The 14,518-nt window shown below is 60.3% G+C and carries 18 protein-coding genes and 1 tRNA gene; 13 read left to right on the forward strand and 6 right to left on the reverse strand.

All coding sequences use genetic code 11. The annotated features are described in order from the left end of the window. Positions 1-2 precede the first annotated feature (2 nt). The 3 genes from rbsK (at position 3) to J3A98_RS07475 (ending at position 2,370) form a co-directional block, all read left to right on the forward strand. Positions 3-911: a ribokinase gene (rbsK, locus tag J3A98_RS07465; RefSeq protein ID WP_209965033.1), complete on the forward strand. Its 909-nt coding sequence runs from the start codon at positions 3-5 to the stop codon at positions 909-911. Continuing rightward, positions 908-1,306 (forward strand): D-ribose pyranase, encoded by a 399-nt coding sequence (rbsD, locus tag J3A98_RS07470; protein ID WP_021782774.1) that lies wholly within the window; start codon positions 908-910, stop codon positions 1,304-1,306. Before rbsK ends, rbsD begins: the two co-directional genes overlap by 4 nt. Before the next feature lie 62 nt (positions 1,307-1,368). Continuing rightward, positions 1,369-2,370, forward strand: coding sequence for a nucleoside hydrolase (locus J3A98_RS07475; protein ID WP_021782773.1), 1,002 nt, complete (start codon positions 1,369-1,371; stop codon positions 2,368-2,370). On the opposite strand, the gene J3A98_RS07480 is transcribed toward J3A98_RS07475, so the two are convergent. Beyond that, positions 2,342-2,554: a hypothetical protein gene (locus J3A98_RS07480; protein WP_003250649.1), complete on the reverse strand. Its 213-nt coding sequence runs from the start codon at positions 2,552-2,554 to the stop codon at positions 2,342-2,344. The genes J3A98_RS07475 and J3A98_RS07480 overlap by 29 nt on opposite strands. A 274-nt stretch (positions 2,555-2,828) precedes the next feature. Here J3A98_RS07480 and J3A98_RS07485 point away from each other — a divergent pair, with 274 nt between their 5' ends. Beyond that, complete coding sequence (locus J3A98_RS07485) at positions 2,829-3,149, forward strand: I78 family peptidase inhibitor (protein ID WP_176683837.1); 321 nt, start codon at positions 2,829-2,831, stop codon at positions 3,147-3,149. Positions 3,150-3,350: 201 nt separating this feature from the next. Here J3A98_RS07485 and J3A98_RS07490 read toward each other — a convergent pair whose 3' ends face one another. Together J3A98_RS07490 and J3A98_RS07495 are read right to left on the reverse strand one after the other, a co-directional pair. Continuing rightward, a complete protein-coding gene (locus tag J3A98_RS07490; protein WP_003250656.1) occupies positions 3,351-3,563 on the reverse strand; it encodes a cold-shock protein in 213 nt (70 codons plus the stop codon). 162 nt (positions 3,564-3,725) lie between these two features. Further along, on the reverse strand, positions 3,726-4,031 hold the full coding sequence (locus J3A98_RS07495) for a hypothetical protein (RefSeq protein WP_176683836.1): 306 nt from the start codon (positions 4,029-4,031) through the stop codon (positions 3,726-3,728). A 338-nt stretch (positions 4,032-4,369) separates the two neighbouring features. Here J3A98_RS07495 and thrS point away from each other — a divergent pair, with 338 nt between their 5' ends. The 9 genes from thrS (at position 4,370) to J3A98_RS07540 (ending at position 11,856) form a co-directional block, all read left to right on the forward strand. Next, a complete protein-coding gene (gene thrS, locus J3A98_RS07500; RefSeq protein WP_209965035.1) occupies positions 4,370-6,292 on the forward strand; it encodes a threonine--tRNA ligase in 1,923 nt (640 codons plus the stop codon). After that, a complete protein-coding gene (infC, locus tag J3A98_RS07505; protein WP_012052879.1) occupies positions 6,292-6,843 on the forward strand; it encodes a translation initiation factor IF-3 in 552 nt (183 codons plus the stop codon). The genes thrS and infC overlap by 1 nt, the downstream gene beginning before the upstream one ends. A gap of 60 nt (positions 6,844-6,903) precedes the next feature. Beyond that, a complete protein-coding gene (gene rpmI / locus J3A98_RS07510) occupies positions 6,904-7,098 on the forward strand; it encodes a 50S ribosomal protein L35 (protein WP_003250667.1) in 195 nt (64 codons plus the stop codon). A gap of 27 nt (positions 7,099-7,125) precedes the next feature. After that, positions 7,126-7,482, forward strand: a complete 357-nt coding sequence (rplT, locus tag J3A98_RS07515; protein WP_003250671.1) for a 50S ribosomal protein L20 — start codon at positions 7,126-7,128, stop codon at positions 7,480-7,482. Positions 7,483-7,591: 109 nt separating this feature from the next. After that, positions 7,592-8,608, forward strand: a complete 1,017-nt coding sequence (gene pheS, locus J3A98_RS07520; RefSeq protein ID WP_176683834.1) for a phenylalanine--tRNA ligase subunit alpha — start codon at positions 7,592-7,594, stop codon at positions 8,606-8,608. A gap of 31 nt (positions 8,609-8,639) precedes the next feature. Continuing rightward, positions 8,640-11,021, forward strand: coding sequence for a phenylalanine--tRNA ligase subunit beta (pheT, locus tag J3A98_RS07525; RefSeq protein WP_004574323.1), 2,382 nt, complete (start codon positions 8,640-8,642; stop codon positions 11,019-11,021). A 4-nt stretch (positions 11,022-11,025) separates the two neighbouring features. Beyond that, positions 11,026-11,328 carry an integration host factor subunit alpha gene (gene ihfA / locus J3A98_RS07530; RefSeq protein ID WP_003250679.1) on the forward strand — a complete coding sequence of 101 codons (303 nt, stop codon included), beginning with the start codon at positions 11,026-11,028 and terminating at the stop codon, positions 11,326-11,328. Then, complete coding sequence (locus J3A98_RS07535; RefSeq protein ID WP_003250681.1) at positions 11,309-11,665, forward strand: MerR family transcriptional regulator; 357 nt, start codon at positions 11,309-11,311, stop codon at positions 11,663-11,665. The genes ihfA and J3A98_RS07535 overlap by 20 nt, the downstream gene beginning before the upstream one ends. Positions 11,666-11,779: 114 nt before the next feature. Beyond that, positions 11,780-11,856, forward strand: a tRNA-Pro gene (locus tag J3A98_RS07540). Between the two features lie 81 nt (positions 11,857-11,937). Here the strand turns inward: J3A98_RS07540 and J3A98_RS07545 are convergent. The 3 genes from J3A98_RS07545 to J3A98_RS07550 form a co-directional block, all read right to left on the reverse strand. Next, on the reverse strand, positions 11,938-13,086 hold the full coding sequence (locus J3A98_RS07545) for a tyrosine-type recombinase/integrase (protein ID WP_230685727.1): 1,149 nt from the start codon (positions 13,084-13,086) through the stop codon (positions 11,938-11,940). Continuing rightward, positions 12,987-13,403, reverse strand: coding sequence for a hypothetical protein (locus J3A98_RS26815; protein ID WP_232905549.1), 417 nt, complete (start codon positions 13,401-13,403; stop codon positions 12,987-12,989). Before J3A98_RS26815 ends, J3A98_RS07545 begins: the two co-directional genes overlap by 100 nt. Positions 13,404-13,604: 201 nt before the next feature. Continuing rightward, positions 13,605-14,342 (reverse strand): metallophosphoesterase, encoded by a 738-nt coding sequence (locus tag J3A98_RS07550; RefSeq protein ID WP_209965038.1) that lies wholly within the window; start codon positions 14,340-14,342, stop codon positions 13,605-13,607. Between the last annotated feature and the right edge of the window lie 176 nt (positions 14,343-14,518).

A 14,518-nucleotide genomic window follows, 5' to 3' on the forward strand; every position in this document is an offset into this window, starting at 1 on the left:
TCATGAATGCCAAGGTTGTGGTGGTCGGCAGCCTCAATATGGACTTGGTGGCTCGCGCCCAGCGCCTGCCTCGGGCCGGCGAAACACTCCCCGGCGATAGCTTTTTCACGGTACCGGGCGGCAAGGGTGCCAACCAGGCCGTGGCGGCTGCGCGGCTGGGCGGCAGCGTGGCGATGATCGGCAATGTTGGGGATGATGATTACGGTCGGCAACTGCACCGGGCCTTGTATGTCGAGGGGATCGACTGTCAGGGCGTCAGCACCTGCCCAGGTGTGTCCAGCGGTGTGGCGCTGATCACGGTGGATGCTGCCAGCCAGAACTGTATTGTCATCATTCCCGGCGCCAACGGCCTGCTGACGCCGCAGTCGGTGCTGCGCTTCGATGCGCTGCTGCAGGCCGCCGAGGTGGTCATCTGCCAACTGGAAGTGCCGACTGACACTGTGGCTTGCACGCTGGCCAGGGCGCGTGAACTGGGCAAGCAGGTCATCCTGAACCCGGCGCCTGCTACCGGCCCCTTGCCAGCGGACTGGTTTGCGCATATCGATTACCTTACCCCTAACGAAAGCGAGGCCGAAGCCTTGACCGGTGTGGCGGTGACCGATCAGGACAGTGCCCGGCGCGCCGGCGAGTGCTTGCTGCAGCTGGGGGCAGGCAAAGTGATCATTACCTTGGGTGCGCAAGGTGCCTTGCTGGTTACCGCCCAAGGCCATCAGCACTATCCTGCGCCGCACGTGCAACCGCTGGACACTACCGCTGCCGGCGATACCTTCATTGGTGGCTTTGCTGCCGGCCTGGTACGTGGGTTGGAGGAGGGTGAGGCGATCATCTTTGGTCAGCGTGCCGCAGCATTGTCGGTTACCCGTGCCGGTGCCCAACCGTCGATTCCCTACCTGGCGGAGCTGACGCCATGAAGAAAACCCCACTGTTGAACGTTGCCCTGTCGCGGGTCATTGCCGGCATGGGGCATGGCGATATCCTGGTGATCGGCGATGCCGGGCTGCCGGTGCCGCCGGGGGTGGAATTTATCGACCTGGCCATTACGCCTGGCCTGCCGGACTTCGCCAGCGTGCTGCGAGTGGTGCTGAGCGAATTGCAGGTTGAGCGGCACGTGCTGGCTGAAGAAATGCAAAAAGTGGTGCCACCCGCGCTGGTCGAAATCGAGCGATTGAAGGGCAAGCTGGGCAAGCGCGAATGGCTGGCCCATGAGGATTTCAAAGTGCTTTCGCGCAGTGCCCGTGCGGTGGTGCGTACAGGCGAGTGCCAGCCCTACAGCAACATTGCACTCATCTCCGGCGTCACCTTTTAGCCGTTTCCACAAAAGACACCGGGGGGCAAACGAATGATTCATAGGCAACAGGAGTGCCACCCATGCTCAAGTCCCTGCTACAAGGAATCGTCTTCATGGCCACAGCCTCGACCCTCCAGGCCGCACCCATCGACCTGATCATTGACACCGATCCCGGCGCCGACGATGTGGTTGCGCTGTTTCTGGCCATGGCTTCGCCCAAAGAGCTCAATATCCGCGCCATCACCACCGTGGCCGGCAACGTGCGCCTGGACAAGACCTCGCGCAATGCCCGTCTGGCCCGCGAATGGGCCGGGCGCGAAGACATCCCGGTGTACGCCGGTGCCGGCCGCCCATTGGTGCGCACGCCTATCTACGCCGCCGACGTTCATGGCGAAGAAGGCCTCACCGGTGTCCAGGTGCACGAGCCGAAAGCGCCCTTGGCCCAGGGCAATGCCGTGCAATACCTGGTCGATACCCTCGGCGCAGCCAAACCGCACAGCATCACCGTCGCCATGCTCGGCCCGCAGACCAACCTGGCCCTGGCGCTGATCCAGCGCCCAGGCATCGTCAAAGGCATCAAAGAGGTGGTGGTCATGGGGGGAGCGCATTTCAACGGCGGCAACATCACCCCGGTGGCGGAGTTCAACCTCTATGCCGACCCGCACGCCGCCGAAGTGGTGCTGGCCAGCGGCGTGCAGCTGACCTACCTGCCTCTGGACGTCACCCACAAGCTGCTGACCAGCAACGCCCGCCTGACGCAACTGGCAGCCGTGAACAACCAGGCCAGCAAGCGCGTGGTGGACATCCTCAATGCCTACATCACCCACGACATGGACCTGTACGGCATGCCCGGTGGCCCTGTGCATGACGCCAGTGTCATCGCCTACCTGTTAAAGCCCGAGCTGTTCAGTGGTCGGCGCATCCACATGAGCATCGACAGCCGCGAAGGGCCCACTTTCGGCCAGACAATTGCGGACTGGTACGGCGTGCTCAAGCAGCCAGCGAATGTGCTGTGGGTGGAGCAGGGTGATGCCCAGGGGCTGTTCGACCTGCTCAGTGCCCGTCTGGCGCGATTGGAATAGCTGCGTGCGGCGCGTAGCGCTCGAACACCTGGTCGATGAAGCTGCGTGCCGCCTCGGCACCGTTGTCGCGCACCAACAGGTCGATGGCGATCAACAGCAACTCTTCCGGAGTGCCAGGGCTGTACGCGCTCTGGCCCTCGGCCCATTTGACCTTGATATCGGCATCGATGCTGTGGGTGCTCATGAAAAGCTCTCGCTGGGGGCCCGGAACGAAGGAAGAACACCTGACCCTGGTGTTCGATGGAGGCGGGATGCGCTCCACTTCTTGCAGCAAATCATGGCTTTGCGCCGGTGACCGTGCGGGCTAAGCATATGGCAAACACAGCACGTTGTGCAAAATCCGGTCACGATTGCTTTTCGCCTCCCTGCTACAGTTCAGGCAGACTTGACAGGTTTTGCAACAAATGATGAGCGGAGCTGTCGGATCAGGCAGTTCCCGGACCGATTTAGGAGGCTTCATGTTCCGTACCCGTGCTTACCTGGCAACTTTGGCTGTGGCTGCTGTCCTGGCGGGTTGCAGCACTGGTGGCAACGCTGATGGTGGGGCTGCGCCGGCCGCCCCAGCTGGCAACGATGGTCGCTGCCAGGCCAGTGGTGCCGACTTTGCCATTGGCAAACAGGCCAGTGCCGAATTGCTGGAGCAGGCACGCAAGGCCAGCGGCTCGCAGATGGCGCGCATTCTCAAGCCGCGCGATGTGGTCACCCTGGAGTACCGCTCAGAGCGCCTGAACCTGAACGTGGACGAGCAGGGCAGGGTAACCCGCGTCAACTGCGGTTGATGCACGCGGGGGCAACTGCCTTGCGCAAAATGTGAACAGCCTGCGCAGTCGCCTGTAGGAGCGGGTTCACCCGCGAACACGGGCGAAGCCCGTGCCATTCACCCTAAAGTCTGTTTCGCAGGCAATCCCGCCCCACTCAGATGATGCAATCGCCCATAAAAAAACCCGCCACAAGGGCGGGTTTTTTTACAGCTATCCGAATTACTCCGGACGAACCTGTGCAGCCTGCATGCCCTTCTGGCCGCGCTCGGCGACGAAGGAAACAGTCTGGCCTTCTTTCAGGCTCTTGAAGCCGTCAGATTCGATGGCTTTGAAGTGTACGAACAGGTCGTCGCCGCCGCCTGCTGGGGTGATGAAGCCGTAGCCTTTCTCATCATTGAACCATTTGACGGTGCCTTGTTGGCGATTGGACATGGGTGAATCTCCAGAACATTTAGTTTTTTCATTGGTGCAATGCGGCCGAGGCTACGGAGCACGGGATACATCATAGTCTAATTCTGCGCATCTAGCGCCTTTTACCTTCGCAGGATATTGATCCAGCTCAAAGAATGGCTGGTCGTTGCTGGCTTTAAGGTTTCAGCTCTTCGGTGCGCAGGCCTGTTTTACCACCATCTGCGCCCTCTGCATCAGCTTGGCGTCAACGCCGTCTTTGCTGTCGAGGTCGGCAATCTCGGCGTCGGTAAAGTTCTTTTTGATGGCTTGCGCGCCACAGTCGCAGTGCTTTTTCGCGGTGGCAGCGTCAACGCCCTGGCCGCTGGCCACTTGCGTGCACTGGGTCATGTAGCCGGCCTCCTTCCCGGGGGGGAAGTTGCCGGCGTTCGCAGCCACGGGCAGCAGCAGGGCGCCAGCGGCCGCCAGGGCCAGAAGAGACGGAACTCGCATCACCAGTTACTCCTTGGGTTAAGGTCTCATCAAGAGTAGGTTGCTTCCCAAAGTCTGAGCGGTATTTTTCCGCGTTAGTTCACCGCTGCGGTGCAATTTCCAAATATTTCTGCCTGGGGTGCAACCCCCGTGCTAGCATGCTCGGCTTGCGGTCGCGCTGTTGCCGGCTGCAGCTATCTTTTTTCTTTCCAGTCACTCTGGTTCGTCCCTGACAAGCCGAAAGGCTTCTGCCACTGTGGGGCAGGCTTCCTTTTACCGGAAGGCAGGTCGGATCTTGTACTGGCTCATCCCAACCCACGTGACCTTTGGTAGGGGTCACCACTAGGAGAGGAGGCGCCATGCCCGTTATTACTCTTCCCGATGGCAGTCAACGTTCGTTCGATCACGCCGTATCCGTAGCCGAAGTAGCCGCTTCCATCGGCGCTGGCCTGGCCAAGGCCACCGTTGCCGGCAAGGTCGACGGCAAGCTGGTCGATGCGTGTGACCTGATCAGCAACGACGCCACCCTGCAGATCATCACCCCTAAAGATGAAGAGGGACTGGAGATCATCCGTCACTCGTGCGCCCACTTGGTCGGCCACGCCGTGAAGCAGCTGTACCCGACCGCCAGGATGGTGATCGGCCCGGTCATTGACGAAGGCTTCTATTACGACATCGCCTACGAGCGCCCCTTCACTCCAGAAGACATGGCCGCCATCGAAAAGCGCATGATGGAGCTGATCGAAAAAGACTACGACGTGGTCAAGAAAATGACCCCGCGCGCCGAAGTCATCGATGTGTTCAAGGCCCGTGGTGAAGACTACAAACTGCGTCTGGTCGAAGATATGCCGGATGAACAGACCATGGGTCTGTACTACCACGAAGAATACGTCGACATGTGCCGTGGCCCGCATGTTCCGAACACCCGCTTCCTCAAGGCATTCAAGCTGACCAAGCTGTCCGGCGCCTACTGGCGTGGCGATGCCAAGAACGAGCAACTGCAGCGCGTGTACGGCACGGCCTGGGCTGACAAAAAGCAGCTGGCTGCGTACATCCAGCGCATCGAAGAAGCCGAAAAACGCGATCACCGCAAGATCGGCAAGCAGCTCGACCTGTTCCACCTACAGGAAGAAGCCCCGGGCATGGTGTTCTGGCACGCCAACGGCTGGACCGTCTACCAGGTACTCGAGCAGTACATGCGTGGCGTGCAGCGCGAAAACGGCTACCAGGAAATCAAGACCCCGCAGGTTGTCGACCGCATCCTGTGGGAGCGTTCCGGCCACTGGTCCAACTATGCCGAAAACATGTTCACCACTTCGTCGGAAAGCCGTGACTACGCGGTAAAGCCGATGAACTGCCCGTGCCACGTGCAGGTGTTCAACCAGGGCCTGAAAAGCTACCGCGACCTGCCGCTGCGTCTGGCCGAGTTCGGTGCCTGCCACCGTAACGAGCCGTCCGGCGCACTGCACGGCATCATGCGCGTGCGTGGCTTCGTACAGGACGATGCGCACATTTTCTGCACCGAAGATCAGGTGAAGAAAGAAGCCGCCGACTTCATCAAGCTGACCCTGGACGTGTACAAGGACTTCGGTTTCAGCGACATCGCCATGAAACTGTCCACTCGTCCGGCCAAGCGTGTCGGTTCCGAAGAGTTGTGGGACCGTGCTGAAACTGCGCTGGCCGACGCCCTGAACGAATCCGGCCTCGAGTGGGAGTACCAGCCAGGCGAGGGCGCCTTCTACGGCCCGAAAATCGAGTTCACCCTGCGCGACTGCCTCGGCCGTAACTGGCAGTGCGGTACCCTGCAGTACGACCCGAACCTGCCAGAGCGTCTGGATGCCAGCTATATTGCCGAAGATAACAGCCGAGTACGCCCGGTCATGCTGCACCGCGCCATCCTCGGTTCGTTCGAGCGCTTCATCGGCATGCTGATCGAGCACTACGCTGGCGTGTTCCCGGCGTGGCTGGCCCCAACCCAGGCGGTGATCATGAATATCACCGACAAACAGGCCGATTTTGCCCTCGAGGTTGAGAAATCTCTGAACGGAAGCGGTTTCCGTGCCAAGTCGGACTTGAGAAATGAGAAGATCGGCTTTAAAATCCGCGAGCATACTTTGCTCAAGGTCCCGTACCTTTTGGTTATAGGGGACCGCGAAGTCGAAACGCAAACCGTCGCTGTGCGTACTCGCGAAGGCGCAGACCTGGGCTCCATGCCCGTCGCCCAATTCGTTGAGCTACTGACACAAGCGGTTTCCCGGCGTGGTCGCCAAGAATCGGAGTAATGACTATTAAGCGTGAAATGAGAAACGATAAGCGTGCTGTACCGAAGGCCCCGATCAACGAGAATATCTCGGCCCGCGAGGTTCGGTTAATTGGCGCAGACGGCGAGCAGGTTGGCATCGTCTCGATTGATGAAGCGCTGCGTATCGCTGATGAAGCGAAGCTGGACCTGGTAGAAATCTCTGCAGACGCGGTACCGCCCGTCTGCAAGGTCATGGACTACGGCAAGCACCTCTTCGAGAAGAAGAAGCAGGCTAACGAAGCCAAGAAAAACCAGAAGCAGATCCAGATCAAAGAAATCAAGTTTCGTCCAGGGACGGAGGATGGGGATTACCAGGTAAAACTACGCAACCTGGTACGTTTCCTTACCGATGGGGACAAGGCCAAGATCTCTCTGAGATTCCGTGGTCGTGAGATGGCCCACCAGGAGCTGGGCATGGAGCTGTTGAAGCGGGTCGAAGCCGACCTCGCCGAATACGGCACCGTTGAGCAGCATCCGAAGATGGAAGGACGCCAGCTTATGATGGTCATCGCCCCCAAGAAAAAGAAGTAATCTCCCGGGCACGGCAGGCCTGATGATTATGTGTAATTTTATCGAATGCGGAGTTCCAACATGCCAAAAATGAAAACCAAGAGCGGTGCTGCGAAGCGCTTCCTGAAGACAGCTTCGGGCTTCAAGCACAAGCACGCTTTCAAGAGCCACATCCTGACCAAAATGTCGACCAAGCGTAAGCGTCAACTGCGCGGTGCCAGCTTGCTGCACCCGTCCGACGTCGCAAAAGTCGAGCGCATGCTGCGCGTTCGTTAATTCTGGTTAAGATAGAGGAAGTTACTCATGGCTCGTGTTAAGCGCGGCGTTATCGCTCGTAAGCGTCACAAAAAAATTCTGAAACTGGCTAAAGGTTACTACGGTGCACGTTCGCGCGTATTCCGTGTAGCCAAGCAAGCGGTCATCAAGGCAGGCCAATACGCCTACCGCGACCGTCGCCAGAAGAAGCGTCAGTTCCGCGCACTGTGGATCGCTCGTATCAACGCCGGTGCCCGCACCAACGGTCTGTCCTACAGCCGTCTGATTGCTGGCCTGAAAAAGGCTTCGATCGAAATCGACCGTAAGGTTCTGGCTGATCTGGCAGTGAACGAAAAAGCGGCGTTTGCTGCGATTGTCGAGAAAGCTAAAGCCGTTCTGGCTTAAGTACCCGCGACAATCACCCGGCGGTGCTAGCGCTGCCGGGCATTGAACGTCATCGATAGGGGAAGAGCCTTCAAAGCTCTTCCCCTATTTTCGTATCTGGAGTCTGTACATGGAAAACCTGGATGCGCTGGTCTCCCAAGCCCTAGAGGCCGTGGAACGCGCTGAAGACATCAACGCCCTGGAACAGATCCGGGTTAATTATCTCGGCAAGAAGGGCGAGCTGACCCAGGTGATGAAGACCCTGGGCAACCTGCCAGCCGAAGAGCGGCCGAAAGTCGGCGCGCTGATCAATGACGCCAAAGAGCGCGTCACCGTTGTGCTCAATGCCCGCAAGGCAGCCTTTGAAGAAGCGGAGCTCAGCGCTCGCCTGGCTGCCGAATGCATTGACGTCACCCTGCCAGGCCGCGGCCAGGCCACCGGTGGCCTGCACCCGATCACCCGTACACTCGAGCGCATCGAGCAGTTCTTCACCCACATTGGCTACGGCATTGCCGAAGGCCCAGAGGTGGAAGACGACTACCACAACTTCGAAGCGCTCAACATCCCTGGCCACCACCCGGCGCGGGCGATGCACGACACCTTCTACTTCAATGCCAACATGCTGCTGCGTACCCACACCTCGCCGGTGCAGGTGCGGACCATGGAGTCCACCCAGCCGCCCATCCGCATTGTGTGCCCGGGCCGCGTATACCGCTGCGACTCGGATATCACCCACTCGCCGATGTTCCACCAGGTCGAAGGCCTGCTGGTCGATCGCGATATCAACTTCGCCGACCTCAAGGGCACCATCGAAGAGTTCCTGCGCGTATTCTTCGAGAAAGAACTGGCGGTCCGTTTCCGCCCATCGTTCTTCCCCTTCACCGAGCCGTCTGCAGAAGTCGACATCCAGTGCGTGATGTGTTCCGGCAACGGCTGCCGCGTGTGCAAGCAAACCGGCTGGCTGGAAGTGATGGGCTGCGGCATGGTGCACCCGAACGTGTTGCGCATGTCCGGCATCGACCCAGAAGAGTTCCAGGGCTTCGCCTTCGGCATGGGTGCCGAGCGCCTGGCCATGCTGCGTTATGGCGTCAACGATTTGCGTCTGTTCTTCGACAACGACCTGCGGTTCCTAGCCCAATTCCGCTAGGCCCAATCGACGCAACTTTCAGGAGAACAGCATGAAATTCAGTGAACAGTGGCTGCGCGGTTGGGTCAACCCGCAAGTCTCCCGTGACGAACTGGTCGCCCGCCTGTCCATGGCCGGCCTCGAAGTTGACAGCGTTACCCCCGCTGCCGGCCAGTTCAGCGGCATCGTCGTGGGCGAAATTCTCGCCACCGAGCAACACCCGGACGCCGACAAGCTGCGCGTGTGCCAGGTAAGCAGCGGCCAGGAAACCTTCCAGGTTGTGTGCGGCGCCCCTAACGCCCGCCCAGGCATCAAGATCCCGTTCGCCATGATCGGTGCCGAACTGCCAGGCGACTTCAAGATCAAGAAGGCCAAGCTGCGCGGTGTCGAGTCCTTCGGCATGCTGTGCTCGGCTGCCGAACTGCAGATCAGCGAAGAAAACGACGGCCTGCTGGAGCTGGCTGCCGACGCTCCGGTTGGCGAAGACATTCGCACATACCTGAGCCTGGATGATGCCAGCATCGAAATCGGCCTGACCCCGAACCGCGGCGACTGCCTGTCCATCGCCGGCCTGGCCCGCGACGTCAGCGCCCTGTACGACACCCCGGTCACCCGCCCGGTGGTGCCAGCCGTAGCGGCCGCCCATGACGAAGTGCGCCCGGTCGAAGTCAGCGCCCCGGCTGCCTGCCCGCGCTACCTGGGCCGCGTTATCCGTAACGTCGACCTGAGCAAACCAACCCCACTGTGGATGGTGGAGCGCCTGCGCCGCAGCGACGTTCGCAGCATCGACGCCGCCGTCGACATCACCAACTACGTGATGCTCGAACTCGGCCAGCCGATGCACGCCTTCGACCTGGCAGAAATCAACGGCGGCATCCGCGTGCGCATGGCCGAAGAGGGCGAAAAGCTCGTCCTGCTCGACGGCCAGGAAGTTGCCCTGCGGGCCGACACCCTGGTCATCGCCGACCACACCCGCGCCTTGGCCATCGCCGGCGTCATGGGTGGCGAGCATAGCGGTGTGAATACCGAAAAAACCCGCGACCTGTTCCTGGAAAGTGCCTTCTTCGAGCCGATCTCCGTCGCCGGTAAAGCCCGTTCCTACGGCCTGCACACCGATGCCTCGCACCGCTACGAGCGCGGCGTCGACTCGCAACTGGCCCGCGAAGCCATGGAGCGCGCCACCCAGTTGCTGCTGGACATCGTTGGCGGCGAAGCCGGCCCTGTGGTCGAAGCGGTCAGCGAACAGCACCTGCCACAAGTAGCCCCGGTTACCCTGCGCGCCGAACGCATCACCCAGATGCTTGGCATGGAAATGGACCCAGCCCAGGTCGAGCAGTTGCTCAACGCCCTCGAGCTGACCACGACCAAGAGCGGGGAAGGGCAGTGGACCGTCAGCGTACCAAGCCACCGCTTCGACATCAGCCTGGAAGTGGACCTGATCGAAGAGCTGGCCCGCCTGTACGGCTACAACAACCTGCCGGTTCGTTACCCGCAAGCCCGCCTGGCCCCACAGGGTAAGCCGGAAACCCGCGGTGACCTGCCGACCCTGCGCCGCCTGCTGGTTGCCCGCGGCTACCAGGAAGCCATCACCTACAGCTTCATCGACCCGAAACTGTTCGAACTGTTCAGCCCGGGCGTAGAGCCGCTGCTGCTGGCCAACCCCATCTCCAGCGACATGGCCGCCATGCGCGCCTCGCTGTGGCCGGGCCTGGTCAAGGCACTGCAGCACAACCTGAACCGCCAGCAAGACCGCGTGCGCCTGTTCGAAAGCGGCCTGCGCTTCGTCGGCCAGCTGGGTGACCTGCAGCAGCAGCCAATGATTGCCGGCGTCATCACCGGCAGCCGCCTGCCAGAAGGCTGGGCCAACGGCCGCGACGGCGTCGACTTCTTCGACGTCAAAGCCGACGTGGAAGCCCTGCTGGGTTACTCCGGCGCCCTGAGCGACTTCACCTTCAGCGCCGGCAAACACCCAGCCCTGCACCCAGGCCAGACCGCTGCCATCGAGCGTGACGGCAAACTGGTCGGCTACCTCGGCGCCATCCACCCAGAGCTGGCCAAGGCCCTGGGCCTGGACCGCCCGGTGTTCCTGTTCGAGCTGGTGCTGGGCGACGTGGTCGAAGGCCGCCTGCCGAAATTCAGCGAACTGTCCAAGTTCCCGGAAACCCGCCGCGACCTGGCTTTGATCGCAGGACGTGATGTGGCTTCTAGCGCGGTGCTTGAATTAATTCGTGACAATGCAGGCGAATGGCTCACAGACCTCAGGCTGTTTGATGTGTACCAAGGTAAAGGCATTGATCCTGATAGAAAAAGCCTTGCCGTCGGCTTGACCTGGCAGCATCCATCGCGCACTCTTAACGACGATGAGGTGAACACTACCCTGCAAAACATCCTCACCTCGCTCGAACAAAGGTTGAACACCACGTTAAGGAAATAACGGCATGGGTGCTCTGACGAAAGCTGAGATGGCCGAAAGGCTGTACGAGGAGCTGGGGCTTAACAAGCGTGAGGCCAAGGAGCTGGTCGAGCTGTTTTTCGAAGAAATTCGGCACGCACTTGAAGAGAACGAGCAGGTCAAGCTGTCCGGTTTCGGCAACTTCGACCTTCGCGACAAACGCCAGCGGCCGGGCCGCAACCCCAAGACTGGGGAAGAGATCCCGATCACCGCACGGCGCGTCGTCACCTTTCGTCCAGGGCAGAAGTTGAAGGCCCGGGTTGAGGCCTATGCTGGAACCAAGCCATAACGACGAACTGCCCCCCATACCGGGCAAACGCTACTTCACCATTGGTGAAGTGAGCGAGTTGTGTGCCGTAAAGCCACACGTGCTGCGGTATTGGGAGCAGGAGTTCGACCAGCTGAACCCTGTGAAGCGGCGGGGGAACCGGCGGTATTACCAGCGCCAGGATGTGCTGATGATCCGCCAGATTCGTGCGCTGCTGTATGATCAGGGGTTCACCATTGGCGGGGCGCGGTTGAGGCTCTCCAGTGATGAGGCTAAAGATGAATCCAGCCAGTACAAGCAGCTGATTCGGCAGATGATTGTTGAATTGGAGGATGTGTTGGTGGTGTTGAAGAAGTAAGCCGGGTTTCTGATGAATGGAAAATTTTTTGAGAAAAAGCTTTCATTTATCAGAGGGTTAGGGTAAATTCTTCAACGTTCTCGGCAAGATTGAGAACATGCTTCAAAGCCCAGTCGGGGCGTAGCGCAGCCCGGTAGCGCACTTGCATGGGGTGCAAGGGGTCGAGTGTTCGAATCACTCCGTCCCGACCATATATTTCAACGACTTAGCCACCTTCGGGTGGCTTTTTCGTTTCTGGGCATAGTGACTTTTCGAGTGACTTCGCCTTTTCATCACCCAATTCTCCTCTTCAGTATTGTCAGCACAGGTCCGCGTGAATCTGTGGCCGATACCTTGTTTGCTGCCTCGATCAGTTGACCGATCTCCGCGCCGGAGTAGTGACTGGTCACGCTGCCATTCTTGTGACCCAGAAGCGATTTGCGATCTTCTTCTGAAACACCGGCTGCCTTCAGGCGCCTGCCGAAGGTATGCTTAAGGTCGTGAATCCTGATAGAAGCGAACCCAGGGTGTGCCGGCCGTAGATGCTGCTCCTGCCAGAGCTTTGCCGCGCGCACCCGCGCTTTCTTCCAGGCCGAATCGTTCATCCGGTGCATCGCGGTGCCGTTGTAGGGGAACACCCATTCCCGTGAAAGCCCGCGCTGCTTCTCTATGATCGATCTGGCCACGTCGTTCAGCACCACCAGACGCTCGTCCCGGTTCTTGACACCAGAGTTCTCATGCCTGCCGCCGAACTCGGCTGGTATGAGAAACACGCTGGTGCCAAGCTCTGGCACAGAGATCTCCCAATCCCACCTCAGTTTGCAGACCTCCTGCTCGCGGCAGCCCGTGTTCACCTTGAACAGGGCCATCCGCTGCAAATGGTCTGGCAATTCACCGAAGAGAACCGATTGCTCCTCCCACGACATGGGGTAGGGCTTTCGGCTCGCCTTCTTCTCTTCCAGCTTGGTTAGCAGCGGCACGCTGTCCAGCCACGGCCGGCGCTCCTCGTCCCGCCATTTCCTGCACGCCAGCGATAGAACACGGATCGCGCGTTCGATTGCGATGTTGACTGTCCTGTTGCTCACTCCTTTTTTCACCTTCCCATCCGGCAGCACTACATCGGCCTTCCTGTCGCGAATGAACGGGGCCAGGGCCTCATCATCGATATGCGTCAGCGGCAGGTGGCCGATATAGTCGTCCAGCTGGTTCAGGTACAGCGCAGTGATCCTGAATGAGGGCTGATCCTTGTGCTCGACCAAGTACTTGGCCGCTGCGGCGCTGAACGTCTTGATCTCGCGCACGCCATAGACTTTGCGCAGGCGCATCTTCTCCAGTAAATGGATCAGGTATTGCTCTGCTTCTTCCCGGTCACAAGTGCCAGTGCTCTCTTGAATTCGCTCTCCCCTGTAGATTTTGTCGATTTTCCAGATGCCGCTCGGCATTTTCTGGAGGCCTGTGATTGCCTTTTTGGCCATGGATTCTCCTTGGAGGTCACGGCCAGACGCTCGCTGCGAGGCCGATTGTTGTCTTGATCGGCGGCCTTTTCAACGGCCATCGCCTCGATGTACGCGTCGACCCAGGCGTCCAGCTCAAGTCGATCAAACCCAATGCCTTGCTTTCCAATCGGAAATTCGCGCACGAATGGGCGGACGGTGTTCTTGAATTCGTCTCTGCACATGCCGAGATATCCGGGCGCATCACCGGCCCGGATGATTCTCGGCAGCAAGCCTGGCTGCACTGCAGCGGTGGCGTTTGCCATGTGGGCCTCCTCAGGCCGTGAAGTGGTGCCCGACCTGCGCCGCGCGTGCGGCTTCCTCGGTGCGGAACATGAGCTGGGTTTTGCTGGTGCTGCCCTAGCTGTCGTATTCAACGTCGACCCACCAGTGGCCGAACTTGCGGTACGGCTCGCCGAGGATCTTCGTGACGTAGCAGTCGATCAGGTTCATGGGTGTCTCCTGGCTCAGTCCCAGCCGAGCTTCGCGGGTGTGGGCGGGATGGTTTCAAGGGTGGCGAGGTTGAGCAGCGTGAAATAGCCGCCGTCCTGCGGTCGCCATCCCATGGTGTCGATGTGGATGACGTTGCCGAGGGCTGCCGGCTTGCGCAGAGGGGTGTGGCCGACCACCAGCGCCCGCAGGCCATGCACGCCTTCGGTCTCGCCCAGTTCGATCCGGCTGCGCGACCACATACAGGTGTTTTGGGTCAGCCGCAGCTGCTTGGCGGTTTCCGGCGCCTCAAGCGCGGCCCGCAGCTCATCCCAGGACGGGAATGGGCAGTCGGCGTGCACGACACCGACCAGGCCGCCGGTCGTCTCCACCTCGAAGGCGATCGGAAGCTCGCGGAACTGGGCGGCGAACTCACGTTGCTCATCCCAGGGCAGGCCGGCGAACCAGGCTCCGCCGTTGTAGACCCAGTTGTCTACGTCGCAGGTGTCGAACCGGCATACGTAATCGTCGTGGTTGCCGCGCACCGGGTTGAACCATGGCTTGGCCAGCCAGGTGAGCACGTCGCGGCACTCAGGCCCGCGATCGACCAGGTCGCCAACGCTGAACAGCCGGTCAACTGCCGGATCGAAGCCGGCCGCGTCCAGGGCGGACTGGAGCCGGGTGAAGTGCCCGTGAATGTCGCCGACCGCGAAATCGCGGCCAGCCGTGTTCCTGGCGAAGCGCTTGATGCGCACCACCTCGATGTTTTCGAGCATGCAGAGATCCTCGCCCGCGCATGTCGGCGGGCTTGAGTTGTAGGAGGGAGGGATTAGCGCCGGTGGCGCGGTCTGTCAGCTGGGCGCTGGAAGGCCGAGAGGTATTCCACGCATCCCATGCAGAGCGGTTGTCGCCCTTGGTTGTAGTCTGTGGGGCCGCTGCGAATCAGTTCTCC

The sequence above is a fragment of the Pseudomonas sp. BP6 genome (assembly GCF_017875935.1).
Taxonomy (GTDB): domain Bacteria; phylum Pseudomonadota; class Gammaproteobacteria; order Pseudomonadales; family Pseudomonadaceae; genus Aquipseudomonas; species Aquipseudomonas putida_Y.

Coding starts and splice junctions, on each gene's coding strand:
- rbsK (WP_209965033.1), top strand. CDS start 3: ATGAATGCCAAGGTTGTGGTGGTCGGCAGCCTCAATATGGACTTGGTG.
- rbsD (WP_021782774.1), top strand. CDS start 908: ATGAAGAAAACCCCACTGTTGAACGTTGCCCTGTCGCGGGTCATTGCC.
- J3A98_RS07475 (WP_021782773.1), top strand. CDS start 1,369: ATGCTCAAGTCCCTGCTACAAGGAATCGTCTTCATGGCCACAGCCTCG.
- J3A98_RS07480 (WP_003250649.1), bottom strand. CDS start 2,554: ATGAGCACCCACAGCATCGATGCCGATATCAAGGTCAAATGGGCCGAG.
- J3A98_RS07485 (WP_176683837.1), top strand. CDS start 2,829: ATGTTCCGTACCCGTGCTTACCTGGCAACTTTGGCTGTGGCTGCTGTC.
- J3A98_RS07490 (WP_003250656.1), bottom strand. CDS start 3,563: ATGTCCAATCGCCAACAAGGCACCGTCAAATGGTTCAATGATGAGAAA.
- J3A98_RS07495 (WP_176683836.1), bottom strand. CDS start 4,031: ATGCGAGTTCCGTCTCTTCTGGCCCTGGCGGCCGCTGGCGCCCTGCTG.
- thrS (WP_209965035.1), top strand. CDS start 4,370: ATGCCCGTTATTACTCTTCCCGATGGCAGTCAACGTTCGTTCGATCAC.
- infC (WP_012052879.1), top strand. CDS start 6,292: ATGACTATTAAGCGTGAAATGAGAAACGATAAGCGTGCTGTACCGAAG.
- rpmI (WP_003250667.1), top strand. CDS start 6,904: ATGCCAAAAATGAAAACCAAGAGCGGTGCTGCGAAGCGCTTCCTGAAG.
- rplT (WP_003250671.1), top strand. CDS start 7,126: ATGGCTCGTGTTAAGCGCGGCGTTATCGCTCGTAAGCGTCACAAAAAA.
- pheS (WP_176683834.1), top strand. CDS start 7,592: ATGGAAAACCTGGATGCGCTGGTCTCCCAAGCCCTAGAGGCCGTGGAA.
- pheT (WP_004574323.1), top strand. CDS start 8,640: ATGAAATTCAGTGAACAGTGGCTGCGCGGTTGGGTCAACCCGCAAGTC.
- ihfA (WP_003250679.1), top strand. CDS start 11,026: ATGGGTGCTCTGACGAAAGCTGAGATGGCCGAAAGGCTGTACGAGGAG.
- J3A98_RS07535 (WP_003250681.1), top strand. CDS start 11,309: ATGCTGGAACCAAGCCATAACGACGAACTGCCCCCCATACCGGGCAAA.
- J3A98_RS07545 (WP_230685727.1), bottom strand. CDS start 13,086: ATGCCGAGCGGCATCTGGAAAATCGACAAAATCTACAGGGGAGAGCGA.
- J3A98_RS26815 (WP_232905549.1), bottom strand. CDS start 13,403: ATGGCAAACGCCACCGCTGCAGTGCAGCCAGGCTTGCTGCCGAGAATC.
- J3A98_RS07550 (WP_209965038.1), bottom strand. CDS start 14,342: ATGCTCGAAAACATCGAGGTGGTGCGCATCAAGCGCTTCGCCAGGAAC.